Annotated in this window: 14 protein-coding genes; 11 read left to right on the top strand and 3 right to left on the bottom strand. The window is 65.0% G+C overall.

What is annotated here, in order from left to right; translation table 11 throughout:
* Window positions 1-87: 87 nt before the first annotated feature.
* The 3 genes from LNV28_RS07255 to LNV28_RS07245 all read right to left on the bottom strand — a co-directional run bounded on the left by LNV28_RS07255 (window position 88) and on the right by LNV28_RS07245 (window position 2433).
* A complete protein-coding gene (locus tag LNV28_RS07255) occupies window positions 88-936 on the bottom strand; it encodes a BPSS1780 family membrane protein (protein ID WP_263518166.1) in 849 nt (282 codons plus the stop codon).
* Window positions 937-974: 38 nt separating this feature from the next.
* Window positions 975-1973 carry a homoserine kinase gene (locus LNV28_RS07250; RefSeq protein WP_263518164.1) on the bottom strand — a complete coding sequence of 333 codons (999 nt, stop codon included), beginning with the start codon at window positions 1971-1973 and terminating at the stop codon, window positions 975-977.
* A gap of 76 nt (window positions 1974-2049) precedes the next feature.
* A complete protein-coding gene (locus LNV28_RS07245) occupies window positions 2050-2433 on the bottom strand; it encodes a hypothetical protein (RefSeq protein ID WP_263518163.1) in 384 nt (127 codons plus the stop codon).
* Between the two features lie 62 nt (window positions 2434-2495).
* Here LNV28_RS07245 and polA point away from each other — a divergent pair, with 62 nt between their 5' ends.
* The 11 genes from polA to LNV28_RS07190 all read left to right on the top strand — a co-directional run bounded on the left by polA (window position 2496) and on the right by LNV28_RS07190 (window position 15310).
* The gene (gene polA, locus LNV28_RS07240; RefSeq protein WP_263518781.1) at window positions 2496-5336 is read left to right on the top strand and encodes a DNA polymerase I; all 2841 of its coding nucleotides are present in this window, start codon (window positions 2496-2498) and stop codon (window positions 5334-5336) included.
* A gap of 199 nt (window positions 5337-5535) precedes the next feature.
* Complete coding sequence (locus LNV28_RS07235) at window positions 5536-6201, top strand: PEP-CTERM sorting domain-containing protein (RefSeq protein WP_263518161.1); 666 nt, start codon at window positions 5536-5538, stop codon at window positions 6199-6201.
* 102 nt (window positions 6202-6303) lie between these two features.
* Complete coding sequence (locus tag LNV28_RS07230) at window positions 6304-7560, top strand: lipoprotein-releasing ABC transporter permease subunit (RefSeq protein ID WP_263518159.1); 1257 nt, start codon at window positions 6304-6306, stop codon at window positions 7558-7560.
* Window positions 7553-8251, top strand: a complete 699-nt coding sequence (gene lolD, locus LNV28_RS07225) for a lipoprotein-releasing ABC transporter ATP-binding protein LolD (protein ID WP_263518158.1) — start codon at window positions 7553-7555, stop codon at window positions 8249-8251. The genes LNV28_RS07230 and lolD overlap by 8 nt, the downstream gene beginning before the upstream one ends.
* Before the next feature lie 42 nt (window positions 8252-8293).
* On the top strand, window positions 8294-9160 hold the full coding sequence (gene purU / locus LNV28_RS07220) for a formyltetrahydrofolate deformylase (protein WP_263518157.1): 867 nt from the start codon (window positions 8294-8296) through the stop codon (window positions 9158-9160).
* Window positions 9161-9187: 27 nt separating this feature from the next.
* Window positions 9188-10012 carry a TatD family hydrolase gene (locus LNV28_RS07215; protein WP_263518156.1) on the top strand — a complete coding sequence of 275 codons (825 nt, stop codon included), beginning with the start codon at window positions 9188-9190 and terminating at the stop codon, window positions 10010-10012.
* A 1-nt stretch (window position 10013) separates the two neighbouring features.
* A complete protein-coding gene (locus LNV28_RS07210) occupies window positions 10014-10544 on the top strand; it encodes a DNA-deoxyinosine glycosylase (protein ID WP_263518155.1) in 531 nt (176 codons plus the stop codon).
* A 3-nt stretch (window positions 10545-10547) separates the two neighbouring features.
* On the top strand, window positions 10548-11357 hold the full coding sequence (locus tag LNV28_RS07205) for a spermidine synthase (protein WP_263518154.1): 810 nt from the start codon (window positions 10548-10550) through the stop codon (window positions 11355-11357).
* A 20-nt stretch (window positions 11358-11377) separates the two neighbouring features.
* Entirely contained in the window at window positions 11378-13201 is a 1824-nt protein-coding gene (tfpB, locus tag LNV28_RS07200) for a type IV pilus assembly ATPase TfpB (RefSeq protein ID WP_263518153.1), read from the top strand.
* A gap of 125 nt (window positions 13202-13326) precedes the next feature.
* Window positions 13327-13791, top strand: coding sequence for a tripartite tricarboxylate transporter TctB family protein (locus LNV28_RS07195; RefSeq protein ID WP_263518152.1), 465 nt, complete (start codon window positions 13327-13329; stop codon window positions 13789-13791).
* Window positions 13792-13801: 10 nt separating this feature from the next.
* Window positions 13802-15310 (top strand): tripartite tricarboxylate transporter permease, encoded by a 1509-nt coding sequence (locus LNV28_RS07190; protein ID WP_263518151.1) that lies wholly within the window; start codon window positions 13802-13804, stop codon window positions 15308-15310.
* Window positions 15311-15709: the final 399 nt, after the last annotated feature.

The following is a 15709-nucleotide window of genomic DNA, read 5'->3' as shown; positions in this document are numbered from 1 at the left end:
CAGTTTGCGCGAGACGCAAAGCTAGGGTTGTCGCCAGGGCCGCCAGGGCCGCCAGGGCCGCCAGTTGGCCTGGGGCCCCGTGCGGGCTTATTCGTTCTTGGCGGCCGGCAGATCCTTGGGCGCGCCGAACATGAAGCAGTCGATGAAGCTGAAGTAGAGCGATGCGTAGAACACCGTCGTCAGCAGCAGGCCTGCCGGCATGGCCAGCAGGGCGACGTACTGGCCCAGACCCAGGATGCCGAGCAAGACGCTCAAGACACCCGACAAACCCAGGACCGCGCTGGCCCAGAGCAAGGCGTTGTAGGCAAAAGCGCCCTTGTTGCGCCAGACGCCCAGGGTGCTGGAGAACAGCGCCTGCAGCAGACCTTGGCCGCCCCAGTGCACCAGAGCCGGCGCGTGCCAGAAGGGCACCGACACCAGGCCGGCCAGGCCCAGACGTGTGACGGCGCCCCAGAACAGGCGCGGGTCGGACGTGACGGCTTCGATCTCGGCGGCCGGTGCTCCCTTGCTCATCAGCACCTGCAACTGCTCCAGTGTGCCGCCGTCCACCCATTCGGACAGCAGGCTGATGCCGACCGTGGCCAGGGCATAGAGGGCGCCCAACATCAGCTGGGTGTTGCGCCGCTCCCGGGTCAGGCGCAGCGGCGCCAGGAAGACCGCGGCCGTTGGTGTTTTTTCCTGCAGAACCAGGTGGGTGGCCAACATGAAGCCCAGGGACAGCAAAGGCACGGCCATCAGCACCATCACGATGCCGACGCCGGGCAGCAGCAGCAAGGCGAAGGCCAGGAACACAAAGGTGGCGAACAGGCTGGCCAGGGCCATGGGCCGGCGCTGGAAGACCTTCATGCCATGGCGTATCCACAGCTGGCCATTGCGGGCGGGCACGGTCTGCAGGTGCAGGACCATGGGGTTGGTGGGGCGACTGGCTTCGCTCATTCCGTCAGATCACTCGATGTTGGGTGGGGGAGGCGGCCTCAGGCCGGCAGCGCATGCCAGGCACGCGCGATGCGTTCGCGCAGCACGCGCTCGAAATGGGCGGGGTCGTGGGGCTTGAGCATGCTGGCTTGGCGCGGCAGGTACACATCCCAGAGCCGCGAGATCCAGAAGCGCAGGGCCGCGGCACGCAGCAGGCCCGGCAGCAGGCGGTGCTCGGTGCCGCTCAAGGGGCGCACGGTTTCATAGGCCTTCACAAAGGCCTGGGCGCGGGCTTCGTCGAGGCGGCCGCTGGCCAGGTCGATGCACCAGTCGTTCAGGCACACGGCCAGGTCGAAGAGCCAGGTGTCGACGCCGGCAAAGTAGAAATCGAAGAAGCCGCTCAAGCGCTCGCGCCCGGGCAGGGTCTGGACACCGGCATCGTGCGGCACCGGCTCGAACATCACGTTGTCGCGGAACAGATCGGCGTGGATGGGGCCGCGCGGCAAGTCCGCATAGCCGGCCGAGGCCGCCAGCTGCTGCTGGTAGGCCAGCTCGCTGCTGAGCAGCTCCGCTTGTTCCGGCGCCAGAAAGGGCAGGATCACGGGCACGGTTTCATTCCACCAGGCGAGGCCGCGAAGATTGGCTTGCTGCAGGGGGAAATCCTGGCCGGCCAGGTGCATGCGGGCCAGCTCGGCGCCGACTTGCTGGCAGTGGTGCAGGTCGGGCGCCAGCTGGTGGCCGCCGCGCAGCTTGTTGACCACGGCGGCCGGCTTGCCTTGCAGCTCGAAGAGGATGGTGCCGCCGGCATCGGCCTGCGGGTCCGGCACGGCCAGGCCGCGCGTGGCCAGGTGTTTCATCAGCTGCAGGTAGAAGGGCAGCTGCTCGAAGCTCAGTCGCTCGAACAGGGTCAGCACAAACTCACCGCGCTCGGTGCTCAGGAAATAGTTGGTGTTCTCGATGCCGGCGCCGATGCCGCGCAAGCCCAGCACCGCACCCAGGTTCAGGCGCGTGCTCAGGGCTTGGGCCTGATCCAGCGTCACTTCAGTAAATACAGCCATGTCAGCACTGCCGGAGCAGGAAGGGTGAAGCCGCAGCGCCGGGCCGGTGCCTCGGAGGCCGGCCGGCGCGCAGTCTTCAGAAGTTGAAGAGGTTCCAGACGCGCTTGCCGCCGCCGCCGCGGGTCGAGCCCGGGCCGGCTGAGAGGTCGCGGCCGCCATCGACCATGAGGATTTCGTAGCCGGGCAGCTTGCTGTTCTTGGGCTGGACCGTGACCTTTTGGGTCTGGCCGCGCACGCGCGTCTCTTCGATGCGGGTGCTGTCGTCTTCGATCACCGCCTCTTCCACCAGGGCCTCGGCCACGGCGGCGCGGCGGATCTCCTGGCGTGACTCCTCCCGTGGGCTGGCGCTTTGGGCCTGGCTGGCCGGGCAGCAGATGCCGAGCGCCAGAGCCAGCAAGGTGGCAGCCAGTGCCCGGTTTTGCGGGCGGCTCGGGGAGGTGGCGGAGGCGGTGTGGGTCATGGGCGGATTCTATGTCGCGCCCGCTCTTCAGCCGGGCTGAGGCCCTGGGCTTGTGCACGACAATGCCGCGCATGAGCGAAGAATCGAAAAAGCCCGTCCTGCTGCTGGTTGATGGCTCCAGCTACCTCTACCGCGCCTACCACGCCATGCCCGATCTGCGCGGCCCCGAGGGCGTGGCCACTGGCGCCATCCACGGCATGGTGGCCATGATGAAGCGCTTGCGCGAGCAGGTGGCGGCCGAGCATGCGGTGTGCGTCTTCGACGCCAAGGGCCCGACCTTCCGCGACGAGTGGTACCCCGAGTACAAGGCGCAGCGCGCACCCATGCCCGACGCGCTGCGCGAACAGATCACGCCCATCCACGAGGTGGTGCGCCTGCTCGGCTGGCCCATTTTGGAAGTGCCGGGCATCGAGGCGGACGACGCCATCGGCACCCTGGCCCGGGTGGCGGCCGAGGCCGGGCACGCGGTGGTGGTGTCCACCGGTGACAAGGACCTGGCCCAGCTGGTGACGAGCGACACCACCTTGATCAACACCATGAACAAGGCCGCCGCTGCGCCCGGCACCCTGGCGCCCTGGGGCGGGCCGGCGATCGACTGCGAGGTGCTGGACCCGGCGGCGGTGGGCCTCAAGTTCGGCGTGCCGCCCGATCGCATCATTGACTACCTGACCTTGATGGGCGACACCGTGGACAACGTGCCCGGGGTCGAGAAGGTCGGCCCCAAGACGGCGGCCAAGTGGATTGCCGAGTACGGCTCGCTGGACGGCGTGATCGCCAGCGCCGACAAGATCAAGGGCGTGGCCGGCGAGAACCTGCGCAAGGCCCTGGACTGGCTGCCCATGGGCCGCAAGCTGGTGACCGTCAAGCTGGACTGCGACCTCAGCGGCCATGTGCCGGACTGGCCGGCGCTGGAGGCCTTGGCCTTGCGCGAGGTGGACCGCGTCGGCTTGCAGGATTTCTACACCCGCTATGGCTTCAAGACCTGGCTGAAGGAGATCAGTGGCGGCACGGCCACGGCCACGTCGACCAGGGCCGGCGCCGCTGCGCCGGTCAGCGGTGATCTGTTTGCCGAGGCGCCTGTCTCGGCGCTTGAGGTGGAACGTCGCTACGAGACGGTGCTGGACATGGCGCAGCTGCAGGGCTGGATCGCCCGCATCGCCGCCGCGCCCTTGGTGGCCCTGGACACCGAGACCGATTCCCTGGACCCGATGCAGGCCCGCATCGTCGGCATCTCCTTCGCGGTGGCGCCGGGCGAGGCGGCCTATGTGCCGCTGGCTCATGAAGGCCCCGATGCGCCCGCCCAGCTGGACCTGGCCGAGGTGCTGGCCGCGCTGCAGCCCTGGCTGGAGGACGCGGCTGCGCCCAAGCTGGGCCAGAACCTCAAGTACGACACCCATGTGCTGGCCAACCACGGCATCGCCCTGCGCGGCGTGCAGCACGACACCATGCTGCAAAGCTATGTGCTGGAAGCGCACAAGACCCATGGCCTGGGCGCTCTGGGCGAGCGCTATCTCGGCCGCGCGGGCGTGAGCTATGAGGAGCTCTGCGGCAAGGGCGTGCACCAGATTCCTTTCGCTCAGGTCGATGTGGCCAAGGCCTCCGAGTATTCCTGCGAGGACTCGGACATGTGCTTGCAGCTGCACCAGATCCTCTGGCCGCAGATCGAGGCCGAGCCTGGCCTGCTCAAGGTCTACCGCGACATCGAGATGCCAACCAGCGCCTTGCTGGCGCGGATCGAGCGCACCGGCGTGCTGATCGACCCGGAGCTGCTGCAGGCGCAAAGCCATGAGCTGGGCCAGCGCCTGCTGGCCCTGGAGCAGGAGGCCTACGACATCGCCGGCCAGCCTTTCAATCTGGGCTCGCCCAAGCAGATCGGCGAGATTCTGTTCACCAAGCTGGGCCTGCCGGTCGTGAAGAAGACGGCCACGGGCGCGCCGTCCACCGACGAAGAGGTGCTGGAAAAGCTGTCCCTGGATTACCCGCTGCCGGCCAAGCTGCTGGAATACCGCGGCCTGGCCAAGCTCAAGAGCACCTACACCGACAAGCTGCCCTTGATGGTGAACGCCCGCACGCACCGGGTGCACACCAACTACGCGCAGGCGGTAGCGGTGACCGGGCGCCTGTCCAGCAACGAGCCCAATCTGCAGAACATTCCCGTGCGCACGGCGGAAGGCCGGCGCGTGCGTGAGGCCTTTGTGGCGCCACCGGGCTGCTGCTTGGTCAGCGCTGACTATTCGCAGATCGAGCTGCGCATCATGGCGCACATCAGCGAAGACCCGGGCCTGTTGCGCGCCTTCGGCGAGGGCCTCGACGTGCACCGCGCCACCGCCTCCGAGGTGTTCTCCACCCCGCTGGCCGATGTCACCAGCGAGCAGCGCCGTTATGCCAAGACCATCAACTTCGGCCTGATCTACGGTATGGGCGCTTTTGGCCTGGCCCAGTCTCTGGGCATCGAGCAAAAAGCCGCACGCGATTACATCGAGCTCTACTTCCACCGCTTCGCCGGCGTGAAGCACTATATGGACAGCACCAAGGCGAGTGCTGGCGAGCTGGGCTATGTCGAGACCTTGTTCGGCCGGCGCATCTATCTGCCCGAGATCAAGGGCGGCAACGGCCCGCGCAAGGCCGGTGCCGAGCGCCAGTCCATCAACGCGCCCATGCAGGGCACGGCGGCCGACCTGATCAAGCTGGCCATGATCGCCGTGCAAGCCGAGCTGGACGCCCAGGGCAAGTCCACCCGCATCGTCATGCAGGTGCACGATGAACTGGTGTTTGAAGTGCCCGAGGCCGAGCTGGACTGGGTGCGCCGTGAGGTGCCGCGTCTGATGGCTGGAGTGGCCCAGCTCAAGGTGCCGCTGCTGGCCGAGGTGGGTGTGGGGCCGAATTGGGAACAGGCGCATTGAGTGCGGCTTGAAGCGGGGCTGGGGCGCAGCTGATTGGCTCAGACTGAACAGCTTGCCCAGGGAAAATCCCTATCATCTGGATGAGCGAAGGCCGCCGCACTCAGGGTGCGCCCTCTAGGTCAGCGCCGGTGGATATGAGAAATTGTTCACAGCCCGGGGAGTTGTGGGCACGATTTATCTCTCATCCAAGGAATTCAAGATGACAACGATGCAAACCGCACGCAAGCTGGTTCTCGGTGCCGTGGCCGCAGCCGCCCTGGCCATGACCGGCGCCGCTCACGCTGATGTCAAGGCCAACAGCTCGGCACTCAGCCAATTCGCCAACCGTGCGATTCCGATCAGCGGCGCAGCTTTTGAGTCCAGCGTCAATTCCCTGTCCTCCCAATTGGTGGACGTGACCGGCATTCAGAGCTTGGGCCAGTACGGCGCCGCTGGCAATGTGGTGCTGAGCTTCTTCGTTGGCGCGAATGCCACCATCACCACCGTGGACTGGAACGTCAACCTGACCGCCAACAACCCCAGCTGGTTGTCGGAAATGACCGTGGCCTTTGGCAGCTCGGCCGGCGGTGATGGTGTTGTGTTCAGCCCCGGTTATGGTGATGACGATTTCGGCACCAATACCTACAGCGGTTCGGCCAGTTTGGAGGATCTGGGTCTGTCCTTCCAGGTCGGCGCCGATGGCATCCTGCGCCTGGAGTTCCACGAAGGCTTTGATGACACCGGCGTCAACCCCGACGGCGTCTGGAACTCGGGCAGCCTCACTTTCGGTGTCGCCGTCCCCGTTCCGGAACCCAGCACCTACGGCATGATGGCCCTGGGCCTGCTGGGCGTGGCCGCCGTGGCCCGCCGCCGCAAGAGCGCCTGATCGTTCTTCTCGGCTTCGATCTGACCCGCCCGGCTTTGCAGCCCGGCGGGTTTTTCTTTGCCGGCGCCGGAGCGGCTCAGGCCCTCGGTTAGCATCGCGGCCATGAATTGGCCTTATGAATTGCAAATCGGCTGGCGTTACACGCGGGCCGGGCGGGGAGGGCGGCGCAACCGCTTCATTTCCTTCATCTCCGGGGTGTCCATGCTGGGCATTGCGCTTGGGGTGGCGGCGTTGATCATCGTGCTCTCGGTGATGAACGGCTTCCAGAAGGAAGTGCGCGACCGCATGCTCTCGGTGATCGCCCATATTGAGCTGCAGTCTTACCAGGGTCAGGCCTTGCCCGACTGGCAGGCCACCGCCGCACAGGCGAAACAGAACCCGGCCGTGATCGGCGCGGCTCCCTTCATTGCCGCCCAGGCCTTGATCGCCCGTGGCGCGGACATGCGCGGTGCCATGGTGCGCGGCATCTCGCCGGCCGAGGAGGCCACGGTCACGCCGCTGGCGGCCGAGCTGAAGGACGGGCCGCTGGCGCGCCTGCGCGCGGGCGAGTGGGGCATCTTGCTCGGCTCCGAGCTGGCGCGTGCCCTGGGCGTGCGCGAGGGCGACAAGATCACCTTGGTGGCGCCCAACGGCCAGGTCACGCCTGCCGGTGTAGCGCCGCGGCTCAAACAGTTCACCCTGGTCGGCACCTTTCATGCCGGGCACTACGAGTACGACACCGGCATGGCGCTGATCCATGTCGACGATGCGGCGCGCTTCTTCCAGGTCGAAGGCCCGACGGGCGTGCAGTTGAAAATCCGAGACGCTTTGCAGGCGCGCGAAGTCGCTGCAGAACTCGGCCGAAATTTGGGCCCGGAGTATTACGTGAGGGATTGGACACGGACCAACGCCAATTACTTTGATGCGGTCGTGGTCGAGAAACGCATGATGAGCATCATCCTCACACTGATCGTCGCGGTGGCGGCCTTCAACCTGGTCTCGACCCTGGTGATGACGGTGACCGACAAGCAGGCCGACATCGCCATCCTGCGCACCCTGGGCGCCAGCCCGCGTTCCATCATGGGTATCTTCATGGTGCAGGGCGCCGCCTCGGGCGTGATCGGCACCCTGTCCGGTGTCGGCCTGGGCCTGCTGGTGGCTTTCAATATCGATGTGATCGTGCCGGCCATCGAGCGCTTGCTCAATGTCAGCTTCTTGCCCGGCAGCATTTATCTGATCAGCCGCATGCCCAGCGACCCGCAGTGGGGCGATATCGTGCCCATTGGCGTGACGTCCTTGATCCTGGCCTTCCTGGCCACCTTGTATCCGAGCTGGCGCGCCAGCCGCGTTCAACCCGCTGAGGCGCTGCGCTATGAGTGATCCTTCATCGTCCTTGATTCTGGAAGGGCGGGGCCTGAGCCGCCGCTTCAGCGAAGGCGATCTCGATGTGCAGGTGCTTTCAGGCGTGGACCTGCAGGTGCGCCGCGGCCAGACCCTGGCCATCGTCGGTGCCTCGGGCTCGGGCAAGTCCACCTTGCTGCATTTGCTCGGTGGCCTGGACAAACCCAGCACCGGCCGCGTGAGCCTGATGGGCCGCAACCTGGCCGAGATGGGCGAGCCCGAGCTGGGCCGCTGGCGCAACCAGCATCTGGGCTTTGTCTACCAGTTCCACCATCTGCTGCCCGAGTTCAGCGCCCTGGACAATGTGGCCATGCCCTTGCGCATCCGCCGCCAGACCCAGGAGCAGGCGCGGGCCCGCGCGGCGGCCATGCTGCAGCGTGTGGGCCTGGGCGCACGCCTGGCGCACCGGCCGGCGGAGCTTTCGGGCGGCGAGCGCCAGCGCGTGGCGATTGCCCGCGCCTTGGTGACCGAGCCGGCCTGTGTGCTGGCCGATGAGCCCACCGGCAACCTCGACCGCAGCACCGCACAAGCGGTGTTCGAGCTGATGCTGGCCACGGCCCGCGAGCTGGGCACGGCCTTTGTGCTGGTGACCCATGATCAGACGCTCGCCGCGCAATGCCAGCAGCAGCTGAGCCTGGTCGGCGGCACCATGCAGCCGGCCTTGGCCTGACCCTTCTCCTTTTCCCTTGTTTCCCTGTTCTCACGAGTGACCATGAGCCAAGACAACCGCTTCATCCTCAAGCTCAGCTGCCCGGACCGCGCCGGCATCGTCCATGCCGTGACCGGTTTTCTGCTGGAGCAGGGCGGCAACATCCTGACCTCGGCCCAGCATGGCGATGCCGACCACCAGCGCTTTTTCATGCGCATCGAGTTCGAGTGCGCGGCGCTGACCGAAGCTGCGGTGCTGCAAGCGGCTTTCCAGCCCCTGGCCGAACGCCTGCAGATGGACTGGGAGCTGGTGGCGCGCTCGGCCAAGACCCGCGTGCTGCTGCTGGTGTCCAAACTGGGCCACTGCCTCAACGACCTGCTGTTCCGTGTGCAGACCGGGCATCTGCCGATCGAGATTCCGGCCATCGTCTCCAACCACCGCGATTTCTACCAACTCGCGGCCTCGCACAACATTCCTTTTCACCACTTCCCGCTGCTGAACTCGAGCGCGGAGCAGAAGCAGGCCCAGGAGCGCAAGATCCGCGAGGTGATGGCCGAGAACCAGATCGATCTGGTGGTGCTGGCTCGCTATATGCAGATCCTCTCGCCCGAGCTCTGCCGTGATTTGTCGGGCCGGGCCATCAACATTCACCACAGCTTCCTGCCCAGCTTCAAGGGCGCCAAGCCCTACCACCAGGCCTATGAGCGCGGCGTCAAGCTGATCGGCGCGACCGCGCATTACGTGACCTCGGACCTGGACGAAGGCCCCATCATCGAGCAAGAGGTCGCTCGCATCGACCACAGCCTGCCGCCCGAGCAGCTGGTGGCCATCGGCCGCGACACCGAGTGCGTGACCCTGGCGCGCGCTATCCAGTGGCATGCCGAGCACCGCATCTTGCTGAACGGCCGCCGCACGGTGGTGTTCCGCTGATCGTTCACCGTTCGCGGAGACCTTGGCATGTGGATTGACAGCCACTGCCACCTCGACGCGCCCGAGTTTGATGGCGACCGTGCCGCCGTGGTGGCGCGTGCTCGCGCGGCCGGTGTGCAGCAGATCGTGCTGCCGGCGGTGGCCGCCTTTGATTTCGACACGGTGCGCGAACTGGCCCATGCCCACGGTTTTGTCTACGCCCTGGGCATCCATCCGCTGTATGTGATGCAAAAAGCCAGCGAGCAAGACCTGACCCTGCTGGCCGAGCAATTGGCGCGTCACCACGGCGACCCGCGCCTGGTGGCCATCGGCGAGATCGGCCTGGATTTCTTTGTGCCCGGCCTGGATGCCGAGCGGCAGCGCTTTTTCTATCTGGAGCAGCTCAAGCTGGCGCGGCGTTTTGAGCTGCCGGTGCTGCTGCATGTGCGTCGCAGTGCCGACCAGTTGCTTGCCGGGCTGCGGCGCCTGCCGGTATCCGGCGGTATCGCCCATGCCTTCAACGGCAGCGCGCAGCAGGCCCAGGCTTTCGTGGATCTGGGCTTCAAGCTGGGCTTTGGCGGCACGCTGACTTTCGAGCGCTCACAGCAGATCCGCCGCCTGGCGGCCGAGCTGCCGGCCGACAGCCTGGTGCTGGAGACCGACGCGCCCGACATCCCGCCACACTGGCTCTACAAGACGGCGGAGCAGCGCGCGGCCGGCGAGGCCACGGGTCGCAACGAGCCGGCCGAGCTGCCACGTATCGCCGAGAGCTTGGCCGCGCTGCGCGGCTGGAGCCTGGCCGAGACGGCGGCCATCACCAGCGCCAATGTGCGCGCAGCCTTGCCGCGCTTGGCTTTGCCCGCGCATGGCTGAGATGGACAGCAAGTCAGTGCCGCGCCTGCAAGGCCTGGCACCCCATGTGTTCGCCGACACCCGGCTGCTGGTGTTGGGCAGCTTTCCCGGCGTGGCCTCGCTGCAGGCGCAGGCCTATTACGGCCACCCGCAGAACCAATTCTGGCGCCTGCTCGGCGAATCGCTGGGCCTGGCCCTGGCGTCGGCCGGTTATGCCGAGCGGCTGGCGCTCTTGCAGCAGGCTGGCGTGGGGCTGTGGGATGTGATCCAGACGACGCAGCGGCGCGGCAGCTTGGACAGCGACATTCGCAACCCAGAGGCCAGCGATCTGCTGGGCTTGATCGCGGCGCGCCTGCCACGCCTGCGCGCCATCGCCTTCAACGGCGGCACGGCCGCGCGCTTGGGCCTGCGCCAGCTGGGTGATCAAGCGGGGCGCTGGCGCATCCATGCCTTGCCCTCGTCCAGTCCGGCCTACACCCTGAGCTATGCGAAGAAGCTGGCCGTCTGGGCCCAGCTCGGGCCTTCGCTGCAGGCGGCCATGGGCGACACTTGAGGCATGAGCCTTTCCAACAAGTCCAAGACCAACAGCAAATCCAAGACCGGCGCCATGCCCTGGGCGCCAGCCACCATGTCGGAGTTCGACGGAGTGCGTTTTCTGCACCTCGATTCCATCTGGGTGCAGGGCGCGATGCGCATCCGCAAGCCCCAGCATCTGGAGCTGGAGTACATCCAGCGCATGATGGCCTGGATGCTCTGGCGCCCGAGCGCCGAGCTGCGCAGCGGCCACGCCCTGCAGCTGGGCCTGGGGGCGGGGGCCATCACCCGCTTTTGCCACAAGGTGCTGCGCATGAAGACCACGGCCGTGGAGCTGAATCCCACGGTGATCCAGGCCTGCCGCATGTGGTTCCACCTGCCCGAGGACGACAAGCGCCTGACGGTGATCAATGAGGACGCCGGTCAGTGGGTGGCGAACCCGGAGCATTTGCAAACGGTCGATGTGCTCAACATTGACCTCTACGACCACGAGGCCGCCGGCCCGGTGCTGGACGATGAAGACTTCTACCGCCATTGCCATGGCCTGCTGGTCGACGGTGGCCTGATGACGGTGAATCTCTTCGGCCGCGACGCCAGCTTTGCCGCCAGCGCGCGGCGTGTGGCGGCCATCTTCGGCTCGGACCAGGTCTGGAGCCTGACGCCGACCAAGGAGGGCAACACTGTGCTGGTGGCGGCGCGCGGCGTGGTGGTGCCGGATCGTGAGGAATTGGAGTGCCGAGCGGCTAATATCGAGTCGCTGTTCGAGCTGCCGGCGCGCAAATGGCTGCGCATGGTGCGGCCCCTGCCTTTGAGCATTCTCAACCCCCAATGAGCGCGGAGCGACCCATCGCCATGAGTGCCAAGTCCAAGACCAGCGCATCCTCTACTTCTGCTTCTGCCGCCGCTGCCTCGGCCGCTCTTCCTGCCGAAGGACGGCTCGAGTGGCGTGCCTTGCTGCATTGGCTGCGCGACGATGGCTTGATCGATGACGAACAGGTGCTGCGCACCGAGGCCCGTTTCGCAGCCGGGGACAGCTCCCTGCACCCGCTGGTGCGCTTGGGGCATGGCGGTTTGAGTCGGCTCAGCAATGGCAAGCCGCTCGATGTCGACGCGCTGTCCGAGTGGCTGGCCGAGCGTGCCAAGCTGCCTTACCTGCGCATCGACCCGCTCAAGGTCGATGTGGGCCGGGTGTCCGATGTGATGTCGGTCGGCTATGCCGAGGCCAAGCGCTGTCTGCCTTTGTTGGTGGGTATCAATGATGTGACCATCGCGACCTCGGAGCCTTTCGACACCAGCTGGGTGGCGCAGATCGAGGCCCATGTGCGCAAGCCCATCAAGCTGGTGGTGGCCAACCCGCTGGAGATTGCGCGCTACACGACCGAGTTCTTCACGCTGGCCCGTTCGGTGCGCGCCGCGGCCAAGGCAGGCGAGTCCAGCCAAGTGGCTAGCTTCGAGCAGCTGGTAGAACTAGGCCGCAGCAACAAGCAGCTCGATGCCAACGACCAGGGCGTTGTGCAGGTGGTGGACTGGCTCTGGCAGTACGCCTTCGACCAGCGCGCCAGTGACATCCATCTGGAGCCGCGCCGCGAGATGGGCGTGATTCGTTTCCGCATCGATGGGGTGCTGCACACCGTTTACCAGCTACCGCCCACGGTGATGAGCGCGATGACCTCGCGCATCAAGCTGCTCGGTCGCATGGACGTGGTGGAGCGCCGCCGGCCGCTGGACGGCCGCATCAAGACGCGCAACCCGGCGGGCGATGAGGTGGAAATGCGTCTGTCGACGCTGCCCACGGCCTTTGGCGAAAAGATGGTGATGCGGATCTTCGACCCGGACACCGCGGTCAAGGACTTGTCCATGCTGGGTTTTTCCAGCCACGACAACGAGCGCTGGGAAAAGCTGGTGACCCAGCCGCACGGCATCATCTTGGTGACCGGCCCGACCGGCAGCGGCAAGACCACGACCCTGTACTCCACACTCAAGCGCCTGGCGACGGAGGAGGTGAATGTCTGCACGATTGAGGATCCGATCGAAATGATCGAGCCCGCCTTCAACCAGACCCAGGTGCAAAGCGCACTGGATTTCGGTTTTTCCGAGGGCTTGCGGGCCTTGATGCGCCAGGACCCGGACATCATCATGGTCGGCGAAATCCGCGATCTGGCCACGGCCGAGATGGCGATTCAGGCGGCGCTGACGGGGCACTTGGTGTTCAGCACCCTGCACACCAACGACGCCGCCGCAGCCATCACGCGCTTGACGGATCTGGGCGTGCCTTCCTATTTGATCAGCGCCACGGTGATCGGCGTGCTGGCCCAGCGCCTGGTGCGCACCTTGTGCAATCACTGCAAGGTGCCCGACCCCAGTGTCACCCGCGACACCTTGAATGACATGCTCAAGCACTGGCGCATGAATGGCGGCGTCAAGCCCTACAAGCCGGTCGGTTGCCTGGAATGCCGGAACACGGGCTACCGAGGCCGGGCGGGTCTGTACGAGCTCTTGACGGTGGGAGAAGCGGTCAAGGCCCATCTTCACCCGACCCCCGATATCTCGGCGCTGCGGCGCCAGGCCATGCAAGAGGGCCTGCGACCCCTGCGACTGGCTGGGGCGATGAAGGTGGCAGAAGGTGTGACCACGCTGGAAGAAATCCTGCGCAGCACGCCGCAGTGGCAGACCTGAGCCAGCCGCGCGCTTGAATCGCGCAGCGGCACAGTCTGTCGAGATTACGTGTAACCCACAGGCCGAGCCGGGATGGCGCTGCCTAGAATCGCCCGTCATCGACAGAATCAATAGAGGGCGCACCCATGAAGATCAAGAGTCAAAGAGACTTCTTCTCCGGCTTGATGTTCGTGTTGCTCGGGCTGACGTTCGCCTGGGCTTCCACGGAATACAGCTTTGGCTCCTCCGCGCGGCCTGGGCCGGGCTACTTCCCGTTTGGGCTGGGCGTGCTGCTTGCCTTGCTGGGTGCCTTGGTCCTGTTCAAGGCTTTGACGATTGAATCCGAAGGGGGCGACCCCATCGGTGCGATCGCCTGGCGCCCCTTGCTGGTCATCACGGCAGCGATTGTCTTGTTCGGCCTGTGCTTGCCGAGACTGGGTCTGGCCATGACCTTGCCCATGGTCGTGACCCTCGCTGCGGCGGCCGGTGATGAGTTTCGTTGGCGCGATGCCCTTCTGAATAGCGTGGTGCTGACCCTGGGAAGCTGGGTGATTTTTGTCTGGGGCTTGAAGCTGGTGATTCCGGTGTGGCCCGTCATTTTCGGCAACTGAGGGCTGACGCATGGACTTGCTCAACAATCTCGCGCTCGGCTTTCACACGGCCCTGACTCTGCAGAATCTGCTCTACGCCTTTGGTGGCGCCTTGCTGGGCACCTTGATTGGCGTCTTGCCTGGCCTCGGCCCGGTGGCCACCATTGCCATGTTGCTGCCCTCCATCTATGCCTTGGACGCGACACCGGCTCTGATCATGCTGGCCGGTATCTACTACGGCGCTCAGTACGGTGGCTCGACCACAGCGATTTTGATCAATGTGCCCGGTGAGTCCAGCTCGGTGGTCACCGCCATCGACGGCTACCAAATGGCCCGGCAGGGCAGGGCGGGCGCGGCCTTGGCGGCAGCTGGCCTCGGTTCATTCTTCGCCGGTTGCGTTGGCACCGTCATCATTGCTGCCTTCGCTCCGCCATTGACCGAATTGGCCTTCAAGTTCGGGCCGGCAGAGTACTTCTCGCTGATGGTGCTCGGCTTGATCGGTGCGGTGGTACTGGCATCGGGCTCTCTGCTGAAAGCAATCGCCATGATCTTGCTGGGCCTGCTGCTTGGCCAGATCAACACCGACGTGATTTCAGGTACGCCCCGGTTCTCATTCGATATTCCGGAACTGACCGACGGGCTGGGCTTCGTGGTCATTGCCATGGGCATCTTCGGCTTCGGAGAAATCATCTCTAACCTCGGCAAGCCGGCCGAGCACCGTGAAGTGTTCACCAAGGACGTGAAAGGCCTGTGGCCCACCAAACAGGACTTCCAGGAAGCTTGGCCTTCGGTGATCCGTGGCACTGCACTTGGTTCAATTCTTGGCGTGCTGCCAGGCGGCGGTGCTTTGCTGGCATCGTTTGCCGCCTACACCCTGGAAAAGAAGGTCGCTCGCAATCCCCGGGTTCCGTTTGGCCGTGGAGCCATTCAAGGCGTGGCCGGCCCTGAGGCTGCCAACAATGCCGGCGCTCAGACCAGTTTCATTCCCATGCTGACTTTGGGCATTCCTCCGAATGCCGTGATGGCCTTGATGGTCGGCGCCATGACCATCAAGGGCATTCAGCCAGGCCCACAAGTGATGAGCAGCAATCCGGAGCTCTTCTGGGGTTTGATTGCCTCCATGTGGGTCGGCAATCTGATGCTGATCATCTTGAACTTACCCCTGATCGGCATCTGGATCAAGCTGCTGACCGTGCCCTATCGATTCCTGTTTCCGGCCATCGTCACCTTCTGCTGCATCGGCTCCTACACGCTGAACAACAACAGCTTTGACGTTTTTGTGACCGCAGGATTCGCCGTCGTGGGCTATCTCTTCTACAAGCTCAGCTGTGAACCGGCGCCTCTGCTGCTGGGTTTCATCTTGGGTCCCATGATGGAAGAGAACCTGCGCCGGGCCTTGCTCCTTTCACGAGGGGACTGGACCACCTTCATGTCGCGTCCACTTTCAGCGGGGCTGTTGATTGCGGCGCTGCTGATGGTCGTTGTGGTGATGTTGCCGTCGATCAAGAGCAAGCGCGAAGAGGCCTTTCAGGAAGACTGACTGAAGAGGGCTCAGGAGCGCTTCGCCTGACCAAGGCCAGCGCGAACTGGCGGCCGCCGAGTTCAGGCGGCCTCACTTCCGCTTCAGATTTTCTTTGCAGAGCCGAAAATTCCTGTGCTACAGTAGAGGGCTTCGCTGCTCGCAAAGACTGCTTCTGGTGGTTGTGCTGCTGGATTCGAAAGAGTCTCGCTGCTGTGTGCGGTGGGGATCGAAGCGATTCGATTGGAATTGAGATTCAAAACAAATCAAGCAAACTGCTTGACGAGTATTAAGAAAATCAGTCATAATCTCGCTTCTGTGCTGTTGACGCAAGTTGATGGCGGCAAGATGAGCTTCGGTTCTCTTGGTTCTTTAAAAATTAACAGCCGATAAGCGTGGGCGTTTGAAGATGAGTGCTGA

It is taken from the genome of Paucibacter sp. DJ2R-2, assembly GCF_025717675.1.
GTDB lineage: Bacteria > Pseudomonadota > Gammaproteobacteria > Burkholderiales > Burkholderiaceae_C > Paucibacter_A.
The sequence above is the reverse complement of the archived record's forward strand: the minus strand, read 5'-3'. Positions and strand labels throughout refer to the sequence as shown.

What these genes read in the sequence shown, in the direction of transcription:
- LNV28_RS07255 (WP_263518166.1), bottom strand. Translation starts at nt 936, where the DNA reads ATGAGCGAAGCCAGTCGCCCCACCAACCCCATGGTCCTGCACCTGCAG.
- LNV28_RS07250 (WP_263518164.1), bottom strand. Translation starts at nt 1,973, where the DNA reads ATGGCTGTATTTACTGAAGTGACGCTGGATCAGGCCCAAGCCCTGAGC.
- LNV28_RS07245 (WP_263518163.1), bottom strand. Translation starts at nt 2,433, where the DNA reads ATGACCCACACCGCCTCCGCCACCTCCCCGAGCCGCCCGCAAAACCGG.
- polA (WP_263518781.1), top strand. Translation starts at nt 2,496, where the DNA reads ATGCCGCGCATGAGCGAAGAATCGAAAAAGCCCGTCCTGCTGCTGGTT.
- LNV28_RS07235 (WP_263518161.1), top strand. Translation starts at nt 5,536, where the DNA reads ATGACAACGATGCAAACCGCACGCAAGCTGGTTCTCGGTGCCGTGGCC.
- LNV28_RS07230 (WP_263518159.1), top strand. Translation starts at nt 6,304, where the DNA reads ATGAATTGGCCTTATGAATTGCAAATCGGCTGGCGTTACACGCGGGCC.
- lolD (WP_263518158.1), top strand. Translation starts at nt 7,553, where the DNA reads ATGAGTGATCCTTCATCGTCCTTGATTCTGGAAGGGCGGGGCCTGAGC.
- purU (WP_263518157.1), top strand. Translation starts at nt 8,294, where the DNA reads ATGAGCCAAGACAACCGCTTCATCCTCAAGCTCAGCTGCCCGGACCGC.
- LNV28_RS07215 (WP_263518156.1), top strand. Translation starts at nt 9,188, where the DNA reads ATGTGGATTGACAGCCACTGCCACCTCGACGCGCCCGAGTTTGATGGC.
- LNV28_RS07210 (WP_263518155.1), top strand. Translation starts at nt 10,014, where the DNA reads ATGGACAGCAAGTCAGTGCCGCGCCTGCAAGGCCTGGCACCCCATGTG.
- LNV28_RS07205 (WP_263518154.1), top strand. Translation starts at nt 10,548, where the DNA reads ATGAGCCTTTCCAACAAGTCCAAGACCAACAGCAAATCCAAGACCGGC.
- tfpB (WP_263518153.1), top strand. Translation starts at nt 11,378, where the DNA reads ATGAGTGCCAAGTCCAAGACCAGCGCATCCTCTACTTCTGCTTCTGCC.
- LNV28_RS07195 (WP_263518152.1), top strand. Translation starts at nt 13,327, where the DNA reads ATGAAGATCAAGAGTCAAAGAGACTTCTTCTCCGGCTTGATGTTCGTG.
- LNV28_RS07190 (WP_263518151.1), top strand. Translation starts at nt 13,802, where the DNA reads ATGGACTTGCTCAACAATCTCGCGCTCGGCTTTCACACGGCCCTGACT.